The 16,841-nt window shown below is 37.8% G+C and carries 19 protein-coding genes; 13 read left to right on the top strand and 6 right to left on the bottom strand.

The window, feature by feature from the left end; genetic code table 11:
* Positions 1–166: 166 nt before the first annotated feature.
* Positions 167–559: an inner membrane protein YiaA gene (gene yiaA / locus J2Y40_RS01240; protein ID WP_309996018.1), complete on the top strand. Its 393-nt coding sequence runs from the start codon at positions 167–169 to the stop codon at positions 557–559.
* Between the two features lie 59 nt (positions 560–618).
* Positions 619–1,209, top strand: coding sequence for a hypothetical protein (locus tag J2Y40_RS01235; protein ID WP_309996015.1), 591 nt, complete (start codon positions 619–621; stop codon positions 1,207–1,209).
* A 79-nt stretch (positions 1,210–1,288) separates the two neighbouring features.
* Here J2Y40_RS01235 and purE read toward each other — a convergent pair whose 3' ends face one another.
* Complete coding sequence (purE, locus tag J2Y40_RS01230) at positions 1,289–1,792, bottom strand: 5-(carboxyamino)imidazole ribonucleotide mutase (protein ID WP_153394286.1); 504 nt, start codon at positions 1,790–1,792, stop codon at positions 1,289–1,291.
* A 286-nt stretch (positions 1,793–2,078) separates the two neighbouring features.
* Here purE and J2Y40_RS01225 point away from each other — a divergent pair, with 286 nt between their 5' ends.
* The 7 genes from J2Y40_RS01225 (at position 2,079) to J2Y40_RS01195 (ending at position 9,423) form a co-directional block, all read left to right on the top strand.
* The gene (locus J2Y40_RS01225; protein WP_309997522.1) at positions 2,079–3,002 is read left to right on the top strand and encodes an EamA family transporter; all 924 of its coding nucleotides are present in this window, start codon (positions 2,079–2,081) and stop codon (positions 3,000–3,002) included.
* An 832-nt stretch (positions 3,003–3,834) separates the two neighbouring features.
* The gene (locus J2Y40_RS01220) at positions 3,835–4,407 is read left to right on the top strand and encodes a hypothetical protein (RefSeq protein ID WP_153394290.1); all 573 of its coding nucleotides are present in this window, start codon (positions 3,835–3,837) and stop codon (positions 4,405–4,407) included.
* An 8-nt stretch (positions 4,408–4,415) separates the two neighbouring features.
* Entirely contained in the window at positions 4,416–6,539 is a 2,124-nt protein-coding gene (locus tag J2Y40_RS01215; protein WP_153394292.1) for a cation:proton antiporter, read from the top strand.
* A gap of 26 nt (positions 6,540–6,565) precedes the next feature.
* Positions 6,566–7,276, top strand: a complete 711-nt coding sequence (locus tag J2Y40_RS01210) for an SH3 domain-containing protein (RefSeq protein ID WP_153394293.1) — start codon at positions 6,566–6,568, stop codon at positions 7,274–7,276.
* A gap of 14 nt (positions 7,277–7,290) precedes the next feature.
* Positions 7,291–7,923, top strand: coding sequence for a hypothetical protein (locus tag J2Y40_RS01205; protein ID WP_309996008.1), 633 nt, complete (start codon positions 7,291–7,293; stop codon positions 7,921–7,923).
* A 242-nt stretch (positions 7,924–8,165) separates the two neighbouring features.
* Positions 8,166–8,978: a hypothetical protein gene (locus J2Y40_RS01200; RefSeq protein WP_309996004.1), complete on the top strand. Its 813-nt coding sequence runs from the start codon at positions 8,166–8,168 to the stop codon at positions 8,976–8,978.
* A 73-nt stretch (positions 8,979–9,051) separates the two neighbouring features.
* Entirely contained in the window at positions 9,052–9,423 is a 372-nt protein-coding gene (locus J2Y40_RS01195; protein ID WP_153394299.1) for a hypothetical protein, read from the top strand.
* A gap of 54 nt (positions 9,424–9,477) precedes the next feature.
* On the opposite strand, the gene J2Y40_RS01190 is transcribed toward J2Y40_RS01195, so the two are convergent.
* Entirely contained in the window at positions 9,478–10,590 is a 1,113-nt protein-coding gene (locus J2Y40_RS01190; protein WP_309996000.1) for a 5-(carboxyamino)imidazole ribonucleotide synthase, read from the bottom strand.
* Positions 10,591–10,630: 40 nt separating this feature from the next.
* Positions 10,631–11,182: a DUF1543 domain-containing protein gene (locus J2Y40_RS01185; protein WP_153394303.1), complete on the bottom strand. Its 552-nt coding sequence runs from the start codon at positions 11,180–11,182 to the stop codon at positions 10,631–10,633.
* An 85-nt stretch (positions 11,183–11,267) separates the two neighbouring features.
* Between J2Y40_RS01185 and J2Y40_RS01180 the strand changes: the two genes are divergently transcribed.
* Positions 11,268–12,098, top strand: a complete 831-nt coding sequence (locus J2Y40_RS01180; RefSeq protein ID WP_153394304.1) for a sulfite exporter TauE/SafE family protein — start codon at positions 11,268–11,270, stop codon at positions 12,096–12,098.
* Positions 12,098–12,481, top strand: a complete 384-nt coding sequence (locus tag J2Y40_RS01175) for a DUF1634 domain-containing protein (protein ID WP_062696585.1) — start codon at positions 12,098–12,100, stop codon at positions 12,479–12,481. The genes J2Y40_RS01180 and J2Y40_RS01175 overlap by 1 nt, the downstream gene beginning before the upstream one ends.
* Positions 12,482–12,483: 2 nt before the next feature.
* On the opposite strand, the gene J2Y40_RS01170 is transcribed toward J2Y40_RS01175, so the two are convergent.
* Positions 12,484–12,861, bottom strand: a complete 378-nt coding sequence (locus J2Y40_RS01170) for a VOC family protein (protein WP_309997520.1) — start codon at positions 12,859–12,861, stop codon at positions 12,484–12,486.
* A 115-nt stretch (positions 12,862–12,976) separates the two neighbouring features.
* Positions 12,977–13,429, bottom strand: coding sequence for a nuclear transport factor 2 family protein (locus J2Y40_RS01165; protein ID WP_153394307.1), 453 nt, complete (start codon positions 13,427–13,429; stop codon positions 12,977–12,979).
* A gap of 153 nt (positions 13,430–13,582) precedes the next feature.
* Between J2Y40_RS01165 and J2Y40_RS01160 the strand changes: the two genes are divergently transcribed.
* Positions 13,583–14,638 (top strand): endonuclease/exonuclease/phosphatase family protein, encoded by a 1,056-nt coding sequence (locus tag J2Y40_RS01160; RefSeq protein ID WP_309995990.1) that lies wholly within the window; start codon positions 13,583–13,585, stop codon positions 14,636–14,638.
* Between the two features lie 88 nt (positions 14,639–14,726).
* The gene (locus J2Y40_RS01155) at positions 14,727–15,434 is read left to right on the top strand and encodes a hypothetical protein (RefSeq protein WP_309995987.1); all 708 of its coding nucleotides are present in this window, start codon (positions 14,727–14,729) and stop codon (positions 15,432–15,434) included.
* An 87-nt stretch (positions 15,435–15,521) separates the two neighbouring features.
* Here the strand turns inward: J2Y40_RS01155 and J2Y40_RS01150 are convergent, their stop codons facing one another.
* Positions 15,522–16,808, bottom strand: a complete 1,287-nt coding sequence (locus J2Y40_RS01150) for an adenylosuccinate synthase (protein ID WP_153394312.1) — start codon at positions 16,806–16,808, stop codon at positions 15,522–15,524.
* Positions 16,809–16,841: the final 33 nt, after the last annotated feature.

The raw sequence follows: 16,841 nt of genomic DNA, 5'->3' as shown, positions 1-16,841 counted from the left end.
GCCCATTCACATCATAGAAAATCCCATTCAGCCAGAATCTGCCGTTTTTAATAATCCGATTGGAAGTTAATACAAGTCCTTTGTCCGTATTTTACCTATATTTATCTCCCTTATTGCAAGGTTCACAAAAAAATGAATATATTTAGCCCATCAAAAACATATTACTATGAAAAAACAAAGAGTATCGAATGCATTTGTCGCAGCATCATGGGTGGCATTGGGAGCAGGAATGATCGGCTTTATCGTTGGTCTTGCAAGAACTGAAATGCAGCTGAATGAAAAGGGATATTATTTTACCATTCTGCTATACGGTCTGTTTGCCGTTGTTTCTCTTCAGAAAGCAGTCCGGGACCGATTAGAAAACATCCAGGTAACAGATATTTATTACGGAATCTGCTGGTTCGCTACATTATCTTCTATCGTATTACTGGCCATTGGCCTTTGGAACGCCACCATCCTTCCAAGCGAAAAAGGTTTTTATGCATTTGCCTTTCTTCTCGCTCTTTTTGGCGCAATTGCTGTGCAAAAGAACACAAGAGACAATATGCTTCAGGAATAATACAAAAACTAAAAACTCTCCAGGCCTGGAGAGTTTTCTCTTTAAATAATCAGACCATAATGTTACCGTTCGAAAAAAATTTCCAGCCATTATCTTCCATACCTGCCAGAGGACTTACAGTTGCCCTAAAAGTCTTTTTACTAAGCCTTTTTATATTGATAATGGGCTCACTAGCAGGTATGATTATTTTCTCTTTCTGGGTAAAAGAACTTGAAATCAAGCTGATTATATTAGGATTTTCAGTACCTGTTCTATCATTTCTGACATGGATGGCTATAGCAGAATACCGTGCAAAGCCCCCCAAATACACCCAAATACAGGTAGATGAAAAAGGACTGCATCATTATGGTAAAAATACTCTCCCTCAATCTCTTCTCTATGAATCACTTTTCGCCAATAGTGAAGGCGGAGCCTATGACGTGCTATGGACGGACAGAGGATATTCAGAAAGTGAGTTTGACCTTTATATCTTTACAAAAAATGAACTGGACGTCATAAAAGCCCAGCCTGTAAAATTTAAAACAACCGTTCTGGTGCGTAACCCCAATGCCCTTTTTGCTCATTTTGTAAAAGGAATCATGTATTTTCGCCCGGATTTAAAAATAGATCCGAACGTATTGGAGCGATATCATATATCACCTCATAAATAAAAAAGAAACGGATGACTATTCATCCGTTTTATTGTTTATCAGTGTTTTCAAACTGTTATGTAAACTAAGCTATACTGTTTTACAAATCGTAATGATTGGGATGCTTTGCCTTAATATCATCTACGGTTCCCAATACTTTATCTTTCAGGGAATCCTGGTATTTCTGAAGATTTTCTGCGACTCCTGCATCTGCGACTCCTACAATTTTAGCCGCTAAAATTCCGGCATTTAAAGCTCCATTTAAAGCTACTGTTGCCACAGGAATTCCACCCGGCATCTGAAGAATAGATAATACAGAATCCCAACCGTCAATAGAATTACTGGATAAAATAGGAACTCCGATCACAGGAAGCGTCGTGCAGCTCGCTACCATCCCGGGAAGATGAGCAGCCCCTCCAGCTCCTGCAATAATTACTTTCAACCCTCTTTCCTTTGCTTTCTTGGCATAGTCGAACATTCTTTCCGGTGTTCTGTGGGCAGAAACTACCGTTAATTCATAGGGAATATCCAGACTTTTTAAAAAATTTGCAGCCTGTTCCATAATTGGCAGATCGCTCTGGCTGCCCATAATAATTCCTACCATCTTCAATTTTTATTAGATGCTCAAAGATAAAGAATTTTAACCTGCTATTAAAATTTTAGAAAGCAAGCCGAAGTTGTGAAGATGGAAGTTCTATTGCTCTGAAAATATCATTTTACTGCCCTTATATAAATATTATAGATTAAAAACAAGCTATTTTACCTTCAGACTTCATGGTCTTCCGACTTCCAGCCTGTATTACCTATCTGTACCGCTAAAAATTTCCTCAACTGTATCCATCTGATGTATTTCAAAACCAATAAATTTGCGTGTTATATCCTGCTTTACCTTGAAAGATTACAAACTCATTTTTGCTGTTCTTACCGTTGCTCTTGTATGGGGAACTACATTTTTAGCGATCCGTGTGGCTGTAGAAACCATTCCAGCATGGTTTGTAGCCGGGATCCGACAATTTCTTGCAGCGGTTATTATGCTTTTTATCCTTCTTTCAAAAAAGGAATTCAAATGGATCGGCTGGAAAAGTCTGGGCTATCAGGTTATCTTTTCATCATTAATGCTGGTTGTGGCGAATGGAATGACCACCGTGGCGGAAGAAACTGTATCCAGCAGTCTGGCTTCTCTCATCAGTGCCTGCTCTCCTATTCTTGTCTTTCTGGGAAGTGTGGCTGTAGGATTACAAAAATTCAGTCTCCGGGCTCTTGCAGGTGTACTGATGTGCTTCAGCGGAATTCTTTTCATCTTCTGGGATGGTATACAGGATCTCGCCAATCCTGATTACAGAATGGGAATGATCTTCCTTTTCTGTGCTATTTCAGGATGGGCATCAGGAACTATTTTCACCAAAAAATTAAATATTCAGAGCGGAAATATTACCCTAAACTTATTCTATCAGTTTCTGTTTGCCGGAATAGTTCAGATTGGATTCGCCTTCCTTTTTTCAGAACATTATAATTTCGGAAGCTGGACTTTAAAAAGTATTTCAGCCATGCTTTACCTTGCTGTTTTCGGTTCTGTAGCAGCTTTCTTCGCATTCCATTATGCCTTAACCAAAATTTCTCCGGTACAGGTTTCCATATTGGCCTACATCAACACCATCATTGCCATATTCCTCGGCTGGCTAATCATGGATGAGCCTATCTCTGCTAAATTCATTCTTGCTGCTGCATTAATCATCTGTGGAGTTTTCATCATCAATTACAAACCCGGAATGTTCAAAAACGGAAAAACAGAAACCTTGAAAACCGGCACCTAAGTATTAGGAGACCTACTGAAAAATTAGCGTACTCGCGGCAATAATTTTCTAACCACAACAGACGCAAAAACTTTTAACACTTTAATATTTTAAGTTTAAAACCTCACGTATAGAAGTTCATATAAGCTTCTAAAAATCTACGATTTTTATTATTACACCCAGTAAAAATCTGCGCCTTCTTCAAAATCTACGAGCGAATAAAAAGATACAAAAATTCATTCGTGTATCCGTGGCAATGAAATTTTTTAACCACAAAAGGTTTTACACTTTAGTATAAATAAGTTTAAAAGCTTAATGTATAAAAGTGCACATTAGTTTTAGAAATCTACGATTTCTATTGATCACGAATAAAGAAATCTGCGTCATCTGCATGATCAGCGAGCGATTTAAAAATAAAAATTCTTACATCATTTATAATTCAATTATTTTATGGGCAAAGTCTCCAAACTGCATTTTTTTTGGTTAGAAAACGCTAAGGGAAGCAACTGTTATGCTGCTTTTAACGCGCTAGAAAATCTAAGATTTTCAGCAAGTTTTATAATTATGCAGTTTAAAATTTTATCGCTGATAAAATCGTTGCGCCTTATTTATGCAGCCTCAAAAATAATTTTGCCTCTTTGCGCATTCCAACAAAAAAATACGAAAAAAAACCATCAATACTTATCTGCAATTCCTATTGATATGACAATCATAAATACGATCTCTTTCATTATTCACCAACTAAGTAACGATAGTATAAAAATCTGACAGAATTGCTTTATCTCTTCAACAAAGTGATATTTTTCTCATTTTTATATTTTTTTCTTATCTTGTAGACTCCAACCTACACAATATGCTTAAAAACACATTTTTTTTACTTGCAATGGTTTCTTTTCTTCTGATAAGCTGCGATTACAAGGAAAAGGAAAAGAATCTTACAGAAAGAGAAAAACAACTCCTTGAAAAAGAACAACTATTTGCTAAAAAAGAATCTGAATATCAGGCGCTCCTGAAAATGAAGGACAGTATTTTCTCTAAAAAAGATTCTGTAGAAATAAAAGCAGCGGTATGGCCGGCAGAAATATCAGGACCATGGAACGGAAAGGTAATTTGTACCGAATCCAACTGCAGTGATTATGTGGTAGGTGATCTGCGTACAGACATCTGGGAATTTGATAATGATCCTACCCAGCCTGTTACCAAGATCATCAACAATAACAATCTCGTCAGACTATATTCAGGGAAATTTGAAAACAATGAGATCAGGCTTTCCTTCAAAACTGATTCTACGGCCAAAAAATATGTGGAAATGAACGTTATTCTTAATGATATTTCCGATAACAAGATCAAAGGAACAAGAACCGTTACTTCTGACAACGGCTGTACGGCTAAATTTTCCGTCGAATTAGTACGTTCCACCAAATAAAAGCACCTATGATTTTACTGAGTATACATAATCTGAGTTTTCCTATAGAAGATCCGGTATTAAAATTCCTGTTGGTACTGATCATCATCCTTGCAGCACCTCTGCTGCTGAATAAAATTAAGGTTCCGCATCTTTTAGGGCTTATCATTGCCGGAGCCGTTATCGGACCAAATGGTTTCAACGTGCTTGCCAGAGACAGCAGTATTGTTGTTACCGGAACCACAGGCCTCCTTTACATTATGTTTCTGGCCGGACTGGAAATTGATATGGGTGATTTCAAAAAGAATAAATGGAAAAGCCTCACTTTCGGGCTTTACACCTTTATCGTCCCCTTTGTCCTCGGATATCTGGGTGGATATTACATTCTTCATTTTTCCATGCTTACCTCTATCCTGTTTGCCAGCCTTTTCTCTTCCCATACGTTGATTGCCTATCCGTTGGTGAGTAAACTGGGAATTGCAAAGAATAAAGCCGTTAATATTACTGTTGGAGGAACGATGATCACGGATATTCTTGCCCTTTTGGTTCTTGCCGTAATTGTAGGAATGTCTCAGGGAGATGTAGGAACCGAGTTCTGGGTTAAACTGTCCGTTTCCTTTATCGTCTTTGCATTGATTGTCCTGATTGTATTTCCTATTATCGGACGGTGGTTCTTCAAAAAAGTAGATGATAAGATCTCACAATATATTTTTGTCCTTGTCATGATTTATCTGGCCGCCATGCTTGCGGAACTGGCAGGGGTTGAAGCTATTATCGGGGCATTCTTCGCGGGACTGGCCTTAAACAGACTGATTCCTCACACCTCATCCCTGATGAACCGGGTGGAATTTGTAGGAAATGCAATCTTTATCCCGTTCTTCCTGATCAGCGTGGGAATGCTGATTGATTTTAAAGTCTTCTTTAAAAGCTGGGAAACCCTTGAAGTCGCAGGAATCATGCTTGCAGCTTCCATCGGAGGGAAATACCTTTCGGCAGTGGCTACTCAGAAAACGTTCAGACTTTCCAAAGAAGAGGGGAAACTTATTTTCGGATTAAGTTCTGCTTCTGCTGCGGCAACGCTGGCATCCGTTATGGTAGGGTATAATATTATCCTTTCCGAAACTGAAACCGGAGAACCCGTAAGATTGCTGAATGAGCACGTATTAAACGGGAGTATTCTTCTGATTCTCATTTCCTGTACCATTTCATCTTTTATCTCATTGGCTAGTGCCCAGAAAATTGCAGAAAGCGATAATGAAGATACCGTTTCCGGAAATACCCATGAAGAAGAAAACATCCTTCTGGCCGTTAATCACGAAAAAACCGTAGAAAGAATGGTTAATCTGGGAATCCTGATCAAAGCCCATTCTAATACAGAAGACCTTTTTGCCCTGAACGTTATCAATGAAGATAAAAATGAATCTTCGGTGAAAAATGCTGAAAAACTACTCCATCAGGCGGCCGATGCTGCGGCAGCGGCTGACGTCAAAATGCAGACTTTAAAGCGTTACGACAATGATGTCATCAATGGAGTTAGCAACGTAATCAAAGAACAGAATATTACCGACTTAATTATTGGCCTGGAAGATGAGAAAGGCTTTTCTCCTTCGTTCGTTTATAATCTCTATAACGGTTATCTTCAGAATGATGATGTGAATGTTCTGGTTTATCATGCGGCCCAGCCTCTTTCTACCATTAAGAAGTATGCCGTAATGATCCCTGAAAACGCCCACAAAGAAGCCGGATTCTTCCATTCACTTTTAAGGGTATGGAATATTGCCAGAAACTCCGGAGCCACCATTATTTTCTATGCTCCTGAAAATATTCTGGATATTCTTCAGAAGATCATTAAAAAAGCCAATATAGAAGCCGAATTTATCATCATGAATACATGGCAGGACGGTGAAAGAACAGCCGCACAGCTTAAAGATGATGAAGCTCTGATCCTGTTTATGGCGAAGCGGGGCATGCAGTCGTATATTCCTCAAATGAGACTTATTCCGGAATTACTGAACCGATATTTAAATGATAACAATTATCTTCTTATCTTCCCGTTCTCAGAATTTGATAAAAACAGTCCGGAAATCCGTTCAGTTGGCAATCACGGTGATTTTGTGGAAATTGGAAATGTAATCCAGAAGATCTTTAAATAATATCCTTAATTTTTAAAATTCAGTCATTGAAAACAAAGAAAATAATATTCCTGGCAGCTGTTTTAAGCTTCCAATGGTCTTTAGCCCAGTTCGCCAAAATAGTTGACAAAGACGGCTATGTGAATATCAGAAAAAATGCTGATGCCAAAAGTGATATTGCCGGAAAAGTCAATTCGGGGGAGATTATTTATGTTTACGATCGCGACGAAAGCAGTAAAAACTGGCTAATGGTGGACTATCCCGTCAAAAACAGAGATTTGATTTCAGGATACGTTTATAATTCAAGAATCAGGTATATTGAATCCTATCCACGTGTGCCCTCTGTTTCCGTTAATGAAAGTAAGACTGTTTTGGCCTCAAAGAATATAAAAGTGGAAATTATTGCCGAACCTTTCAGCTACAAAGAAAATAAAAAATATTTCTCTTCAAGCAGACGGGACATGCAACTCACAGACCTATACAAAGGAAAGCCTGTCTGGGGTACTGATGGAACCATTCCGCGGACACATTATAAATCAATTACGGTTAAAATTGGGAATAGTACGGTTGAAATCCCCGCTGCAGAAACAGAAAACCTCTTCAATGTTAACACTGAATTCACTGAATGCTATTTTGATTCTGAAAATGAAACCCTCTACATCAGCATGGTCAATTCGGATGGAGCCGGAGGATATGCTGTCCTTTTCAAAATAGAAAAAGGAAAATATAAAGGAAAAACGGTGATTATGCCGTTCTAAAAAATAAAAAAGACATGAAAATCAACACATTATTAATTCCCTTGCTCGCTTTTATTTTATTTTCGTGTAAAGAGAAAAAAGAACCTGTTAAAAATGAGATTTCCGCATCTTCTGTAGCAGATACTTTAGCTTCAGAGCAGCCCGCAGAAATGCCGGATACAACCAATACAAAGAAAATTGAAAGTAAGTCTTTTCAGGAATCGAAAATGGAGGCCGATACGTTAACTGCTGATTTTCATTTCGATAAATTTCCTTCAGCCAGCTATAAGTTCACCAAAAAAGCTAAACTGGATTTCTCCAGAGATAAAAACTTTTATGATTTCAGAACAAGGATAAGGGAGGCCTATGCATCGCGCACTCCCGATTTCGCAAGCTACTATATCACGGTTATTTTTGGTTGCGGAACGAGCTGCATTATGGGAATGATGATGGATGTTCGGGATGGAAAAATTTATGGTCTTCCGCTTGGAGAAGAAACCTCATGTTTGTTTGCGGATGACAGGGCTATTTTTGATCTGGACAGCAGGCTTTTCATTGCCAGTATCTGCCGGGAATCTAATGAGGCCGAAAATGTCTATTACAACGCTTTTGTATGGAATGAACAGAAGAAAGTTTTTGAAAAGGTGGATGAAAAAGATTTTAAATAGACCGGGTTCGGGCTGAGTAATAAAGCAAATTTCATCAATAGAATGTTTCCAGGATTAAAATATTGCTGTTTTTTGGAAACGCAAAACCTTATATTCTTTGTGTTTAATTTTTTGAAACGCAAAGTTTGATGATTAATGCTGTAGATTGTAGGAAGAGATGCATTAACCATATGAATCAGACCAGCATAGAAGCTTTATCTTTTATCATCAATTTTTGTATTTTAGTCCATAAAAAATAACCTATGAAACAGATAGCCGGAATTCTTTTGATCATCATGTCGGTACTTATTTCTGCACAGGAAAAAAAATATTCGGATCAGGAACTGAAACAGAAACTGGACTCTATCAAAGCAGAAGGAAACCTTTTGTTTTCTCATGAAAATGCATCATGGCATTCCGGGGACCTCATCAGCCAAAACAAATCAGTAGCAGGATCTGTGGGAACTTATCTCACGTATAAAGTTCATGACACGATAAAAACGGTTTTCCTGAACAGAGAGCAAAGTCTTGTTCTTGCGGAATATTCTTTTAAAAATAATGGAACAAAGCCTGTAAAAGAGAATTTCCGGCAGAGAAAGCTTAATAATACAGAATCAGGTATCAATAAAGTACGAAATACCATCATTCCACAGCTATCCGATCCCAAATACGAAGTAGGTGTTCCTGAAGGCTATAATCTGAATATCATTATTCTTCCGCTAAATGAAAAGTATAAGGTATATTTAATTCCCGGAACCTCTCAGAATGGGATCATTCCATTTGGAAATGACTATTTATTCATAACAGACGGGGAAGGTAATATCCTTTCAAACCAGAGGTTCCATTCAAGATTAATTCCTGCGATTACCCAAATGGAAAACGGAACTACTTCTGTTAAAACTACCCACAGTCATTTAAAGACCAATCCGTTTATTTCTGCTACGGATATCTGTACGTTTAAACTCTATGCACCACTGACAAAAATGGAAGAATTTTCTGTCTATTCGCCTGCATTGGGTACGTATATGACTTATAATTATAAAAAGGATTCTCTTGAAAAAACAAAAAAACCCTAAATCTGGATGCTGTATAGAATACCAGCATTAAAATCAATAATGCCAACCAACTCTTAACAAAGAAAAAGCCTCAATGAAGAAGATCCTGCTTATTTTCATTTCAATCATTGTATTGATTGTGATTTCCTTTACTATTTACTGGAACCTGCCGATAAGCATAACCAGACATTCCGATATTGAATACGGCAACAGCCTCATTCAAAACGTTGAAAACTATAGGAAATCCCACCATAAATTACCGGAAAACAATGATTGGGAAACACTGGAAAAATTGGGATTCAAGCCTAATGACTTGGGAACTCAGCCAGATTATTCCTCTGACGGCACAAGCTTCTACGAAATCACTTACCTGGACAGCTTCGATGGCCCCTACTTAATCTGGAATTCCAATGAAAAAGAATGGAGCATTGATTTTCCTAAACTTTTTAAAAAGAAAAATCGTTAAATATAGAAAGAGCTGCAATGATTCATTACAGCTCTTTTATTTTGATGTGAATTGTTATTCAGCAATCACTTTTACCATTCCTTTTACTTTTACCAGTTTTTCCATCAGCTCTTCTCTGGAATCGGCCAGAACATTGATATGACCCATTTTTCTGCCCGGTTTGGTTTCTGTTTTCCCATATAAATGGACGTAGGTTTCGGGTAATCTAAGAACCTCCTCCATTCCCTGATATACCACTTTTCCGGCGTGTCCGTCTGCTCCTACAAGATTCAGCATTCCGCTGTACGTAATGGCATCGGTATCTGCTAAAGGCAGGTTTTTCACTACTCTGTACATCTGCTCAAACTGGGAATTGGTATTTCCTTCCTGGCTCTGGTGGCCGGAATTATGTAATCTTGGAGCCGTTTCATTCACCCATACTTTTCCTTCCTTATCCAGAAATAATTCAATGGCGAAAAGCCCTGGTGAGTTGACAGCATTCAGAAATTTTTCTGTAATTACATCAATCTGATTTTGAACATCCTCAGTCAGAAGAACCGGGCAGACGTTAAAATCCAGCAGGTTCAGTTTAGGATCAGCCACCATTTCCGTTACGGGGAAAATATTGGTTTCTCCGCTTTCATTTCTGGCAACAATTACAGAAAGTTCTTTGTCGATGTCTACCAGGTTTTCGATCACGGAAGGTTCTTTCCACAGATCCTGAAGATCATTTTCTGTTTTGATGACCTGTACACCTTTTCCGTCATAACCTCCGGTATTCATTTTCTGAACGAATGGCAGAGGCATCACAATCTCTTCGTCACTATTCCACACCACCTGGAATTCAGGGCTTGGAATATCATGGGTTTTATAGAATTCTTTCTGAAGGATTTTCTGCTGAATAGTTTTGATAATGGCTGCATTCGGGACTACTTTTATACCCTGTTTTTCAAGTTCTGCCAGCGCATCAGCATTTACGTGCTCTATTTCAATGGTCACTACCTCTTTATCTTTTCCGAAATTCAGTACGGTTTCATAATCATTGAAATTTCCCTGAGTGAAATAGGAGATATTATGACATGGGGCATCGGAAGCCGGATCCAGCGTATAAAATTCGTCATCGTATTTCAATGCACTCTGAATCAGCATCCTTCCCAACTGTCCGCCTCCTAAAATTCCTATTTTCATTTTTACTTTTATTTTTCTATTAGATTTAATTTGTGCAGGTCTATTGAATTTTATCAATTTTAAGATAACCCAATCCCATCGGATTTTCCTGATTTTCTTCTTCAGATTGGGTCAGAACGATGGAATATTTTTCTTTCATTTTCTCAGGCAGGATGTCACTGACATTGAAGATATCATCAATATCAACGCCGTGCTTATCGTCAATATGACTTACAGCACCCTCAAAACCCATTGTTGCATAAAATTCGGTAGCTTTTGCTCTTTTCACAATCTCCCCCATTGATTTTCCTACCATCAGATGCTGTTCATGAAATTCTTCGAAAAAACCTTTTTTATATCCGCCCAGATTAAGGAAGTACAGCTGATCTTCTGAAGATTTTTCTCCTTTTTCAACAATCTTTACTTCATATCCATCTGCAAATTTTACTTCCTGATAACAGTCCAGGTGGATCTTTCCTTCTGCTTCTTTCCAGAATTCTTTCATATCAGGCACAAGATCCTTAAGGCTTTCCGCTATTCCGAAAAAAACATCATGCTGCTCGATATTTCTGCCTTTAGGTGTGGCACCGAGGATAATATAGAATAATTTCATTTCAGTTTTCATGCCTACAAAAATACGTCAAATTTATCTTTTTTAAACGTTTGGCAGAGTACGGCAATAGTTTTATATTTGTAGCATGTCAGAAATCATCATTCTCTTCCTCGGCGCCATTTCAGCCGGGCTTTTAGGTTCACTTACGGGTTTAGGAGGAGGAGTTATCATTATTCCTTTATTGACGCTGGGTTTCGGCGTTCCTATGCATTATGCTATCGGTGCTTCTTTAATCTCTGTAATCGGAACTTCATCCGGTGCTGCGGTAGCTTTCGTGAAAGAAGGTTTTACCAATATGCGAATCGGAATGTTTCTGGAGATCGCTACTACAGCGGGAGCTATTATCGGGGCTTTGGTTTCGGGAATGCTTAATCCGAACACCATTGGGATTATCTTTGCCAGCATTCTTTTGTTAACGGTTATTTTAAATCTTAAAGGAAAGCCGGATCATCAGGAACCTTTAATTAAAGGAAGCCTTGAAGACAAACTGAAGCTTTACGGGACTTTTCCTGATAAAGGAGTTTTGAAAAGCTATTCAGCAAGAAATACCGTTCCTGGATTTTTGATGATGATGTTTGCAGGAGCGATGTCCGGTCTTTTGGGAATCGGTTCGGGAGCTCTGAAAGTTCTGGCTATGGACAACATGATGAAACTGCCGTTCAAAGTTTCTACAACAACCAGTAATTTTATGATTGGTGTAACAGCTGTAGCCAGTGCCCTGATTTATTTCCAGAGAGGTGAAATCATTCCGGTAATTGTAGCCCCGGTTCTGATTGGTGTGGTAGTAGGAAGTTTCATCGGATCAAAAACCCTGATGGTTTCCAAAACCAAGAAATTAAAGGTATTTTTTGCCATCGTAATTACGGTGCTTTCAATCTATATGATGTATAACGGGATCAATAAAAGCTTCAGATAATGAAAAAGAATTTTACAGATGTGGATCTGAACCGTTCGGTAGGAAATCTTCTGAGACTGGGCGTTATTTTGTCTGTGATCACTTCATTGGCCGGCTTTATCAAATTATTCCTAGAGGGCTTTAAAATGCCTAAGAAATATACCAGCCTTGATATAGGTACTTCCTCTGAAAAAGTATGGGGACATTTCTGGAACTCTTTGTGCAAAGGAGAAGGGATGGCTATCATTCAGCTGGGAATTCTTCTGCTGATCTTTACGCCTTTAATGAGAATTATCTTCGCTCTGATCGGGTATTTAAAAGAAAAAGACTACGTATATGTAGTCATTTCCTCTATTGTATTGGCCATTATGGCGGTAAGCTTTTTTACGGGATACGCTCACTAATTTTACATTTCATAGAACTCCAGCGGAAGCTGGTCCGGGTCCTGGGTAAAGAAAAACTCTTTTCCTGTATATTCGTCAATACGGATTTCTTCACAGGGAAGTCCTTTTGAAATGAGTTCCTGTCTTTTGTTTTCTACATTTTCTACAGAGAAAGCCAGATGTCTTAGTCCGCATGCCTCCGGGCGGGAAGGTCTTTTGGGTGGATCAGGAAATGAGAACAGTTCTATCACATAATGATCTCCTATAGCCAGATCCAGTTTATAGGACTGTCTTTCTTCACGGTACACTTCCCGGATCATGTTTAAGCCTAAGGTTTCAGTGTAGAATTTTTTTGAATTTTCATAATCCGAACAGATTATGGCAATATGGTGAATCTTCATATTCATTAGAATGTTTTAAATTTTTCTTTCAGGAGCTTTCCGTAAAGTTTTCTTAGTTTCCGGTCGACTTCCTGTGCTTTCATTGTCTTTCCTATTTTTGCGGATTTTACGGTGATTACCGTTCCTTTATTTCCTTGCAGCTATCTTTTCTTCTCGTATCAATAAGATATTGGATTTTCCAGCTGTTGTCCTTCTGTTTTACGAGTTGAAAACTATTGGCTCCGCAATGAGTAAACTTTTCTCGGTAATAAAAGGAATATGGTGTAAATACGCTGGCCAGCATTCCATCTGAATGAATAGCTTCAATCTCAATTCTTTCATCAATACTTCCTTTTGGAATCTTTACAATGGATGAAATAAAATTTTTGATTTCTTCACTTTTTACCGTACCATCCTTGGTGATCGTCTGAAGAACAGCAGTATCTGTAAAAGCAGACTGTATCAGGTCTGCATCTGCGTTCTTCATACCCAGAAATAAATTACGGATCGGTTTTTCTATCTCCTGATTTTGGTTTTGTGCAAGACAGAACGTGCTCAGTACTAATGTTACAGCGGCCAGTTTACTCATAATCGGTTTAATCTGATTCAATAAAAGTAAAAAAAATATTAGAGATTATTAAAATTAACAAAGTTTAAAATATAAAGAGGCTGAATTTATAATTAAATAATTTATTTTTATCTGTTATTTATTAATATGTGGGGTATTTATTTATTTTTAACAGTGCTTCTGATATTGCTGACGCTGCTTCCCAAAATTCAGAATTCACACTGGGTATTCAGGGTTCCGGAATTTGGTAAGATTCAGATCACCTATGTTATACTTATTACGTTTATTTTAGGTTTCGGACTGAAAGAGCCGCAGTATTTTTTATATTCACAGGGACTTTTGATCCTGATGTTTGTTCATCATGGGGTTACTCTTATCAAATATACTCCGCTTTACCGTGTAAAAAAATACAGACAGCACAGCCTGTCTTCGGAGAAACTTCATTTTGTCTCTGCCAATGTTTATCAGTTCAATAAAGAATATGACCGGTTTATCAGACTTATTGAAAAATACCGCCCGGATGTTTTTCTTACGATGGAAAGTAACGGTGACTGGGAAAAAGCAATGAGGGTTCTCGAAAAAGATTATCCATACCAGCATAAAGTAACGCTTGAAAATACTTACGGAATGCACTTCTACTCTAAAATTGAAATTAAAAATGCGCAGACCCATTATTTTGTTGCGGATGATATTCCGAGCATTGAAGCACATTTAGAAACTGAAGACGGATTTTCATTTGTATTTTTCGGAGTTCATCCACCGCCACCAAGCCCTACGGAAGAGGAAACCTCAAAAGAAAGAGACGGTGACCTTCTCAGTACGGCAAAAAGGGTGAAAAACCTTCATAAACCCGTTATTGTTGTTGGGGATTTTAATAATGTAGCCTGGTCGAAGTCCTCTATCCTATTCAGAAAAACGAGCGGTTTAATCGATCCACGAATCGGACATTCCTTCGTTTCTACTTTTCATGCCAGGTACCGTATGCTGAGATTTCCGATAGATTTGATGTTCCATAGCGAAGATATTTTTATAAAAGAATTGAAAACACTGGAAAATTTCGGTTCAGATCATCTTCCGGTGTATTGCGAATTTTTCATTGATCATCATAATGACGAACAGGAGGAACTTGTAGAAGAAGCCACTTCCGAAGAAAAAGCAGAAGCGGAAGAAATGATACAGGAAGGAAAAAAAGAAGACGGAAACCGGGATGAAGTAGTAACGGAAGACTGATCTGTAATCCTGGTAAAAAATACAGAATATTTCTTCGGATAATCATGAATAATTTTTGTATAATCGTGCTGAAATTAATAGCCGACGTATGAATCTTATAGACAATTTAAAATCAAATGCTTTTATAGAATTTGCTAAAGAGCATTCTACCCTCATTATTGCTATTCCTTACATTATCGGAGGTCTGCGCCAGTTATTCAGGCTTCTTAGCATTTCATTTGATCTGATTATTTTCTTCTCTTTTACCCAGCTTTTAATAGACGGGATCATCACGATTCTTAAAATGGTTGTATTATTATCCTATGTACAGCTCTATAAGTCCTTTTTAGATAAAAAAACCAACTCCGGCGAGCTAAAAGCCCTGAAGCAATATAGTATTATCTTAGGCTGCTTATTTGCTGGAGTCGTTGGAACTGTCATCTATTTTAAAACGGTTGTCGGAAATCTTCCTTATGCCCCTGTATTCCAGTTCTCCGTATTTCTTTTGTTAATTCTGCTGTCTATTAATCTTGTTATTTCATTAAAAGACAGCCCTTATAAAGGCGCGGGATATTCTATGATCTTTGTCTTTCTGGTATTTATTCCAATGCCTGTTTCCTCAACGAATCATATTGACAATATAGACACTTTATCCAACAGTCTGAAGACGGAATATAAAGATGCCAAAATAGTATATTATAATGATCAGTATTTGTTTTATAAAATCAATCCTAAAGATTCAGCAGATAAAATTTTAGTCGTGAAAATTGATAAATTATTTGATGATGTGATATATAACGGGCAGAAAGAAAAGTAATATTTTTCAGTTTATTATAGCTGGTCCTCATAAAAAAAGCCGTTTCACAAATGATGAAACGGCCTTTTAATTTTATATAAATTATTTTTAGAATAATTCTTTTCTGATGATATTCTGACTTCTTTCAGGACCTACAGAAACAAGATATACGTTGATTCCTAAGTATTTCTCGATAAATTCAATGTATTTCTGAGCATTATCAGGAAGTTCATCGTAGCTTCTTGCTTTCGTAATATCTTCATTCCAACCCGGAAGTTCTTCATAAATTGCTTCGTAATCGTACAATTTTGTAGTAGAAGAAGTGAAATAATCGATAATTTTTCCGTCCTCTGTTTTGTAGTGCGTAGCGATTTTCAGAGTTTCAATTCCGGTAAGAACATCAAGTTTAGTGATCACAAGATTGTTAATCCCGTTAATCATACAAGCGTGCTTTAAAGAAACAAGGTCTAACCATCCTGTTCTTCTTGGTCTTCCGGTTGTAGCCCCAAATTCACCACCAATCTGTCTGATCTTTTCTCCCAGTTCATTATCCAATTCAGTAGGGAAAGGTCCGTTTCCTACTCTTGTACAGTAAGCTTTTGCTACCCCGATCAGGTTCTGAAGTGATGTAGGAGGAACTCCTGCTCCTGTACAAACCCCTCCTGTAGATGGAGAAGATGAAGTAACATATGGATACGTTCCGAAATCAATATCAAGCATTAACGCCTGAGCTCCTTCAAACAATACATTTTTCCCTTCTTGGATTGCCTCATTCAGTTCCAGTTCCGTATCAACGATTCTGTCCTGAAGCTGTTTTCCGATCTCCAGAAATTCGTTGTAGATCTCTTCAACATCCAATACAGGTTTTCCGTAATATTTTTCAAAAAGAGAATTCTTAACTTTTAAGTTTTTCTCAATTTTTTCTCTTAAAATCTCTGGATTCAAAAGGTCAACCATTCTGATTCCAACTCTTGCTATTTTATCTTCGTAGCAAGGTCCGATTCCTTTTTTAGTTGTTCCGATCTGAGTTCCACCATGTTCCTCTTCACGGTACGTGTCCAAAAGAATATGGTAAGGCATGATGACATGCGCTCTTCTGCTGATAAAAATGTGGTCAGTTCTCAAACCTTTGCTTTCGATCTGGCCAACTTCTTTAATAAAAGATTTAGGGTTTACCACTACTCCGTTCGCAATGATACACTTCCCCTTGCACTGCAGTACCCCCGAAGGAAGAAGGTGCAGAACAAATTTCTCTTCACCCACATAAACCGTGTGACCTGCGTTGTCTCCTCCCTGGAAACGAACTACATAATCCGATTTAGCCGATAAAACATCTGTGATTTTTCCTTTACCTTCATCTCCGTACTGAAGACCTACAACTACGTAAGTTGACATATTTTACTTTTGTTTTTAGATTCATGCAAAATT

Origin of the sequence: Chryseobacterium sp. 2987, from assembly GCF_031456375.1 — a bacterium.
GTDB classification, from domain to species: domain Bacteria; phylum Bacteroidota; class Bacteroidia; order Flavobacteriales; family Weeksellaceae; genus Chryseobacterium; species Chryseobacterium vaccae.
This window is presented reverse-complemented; position numbering and strand designations above follow the sequence as displayed.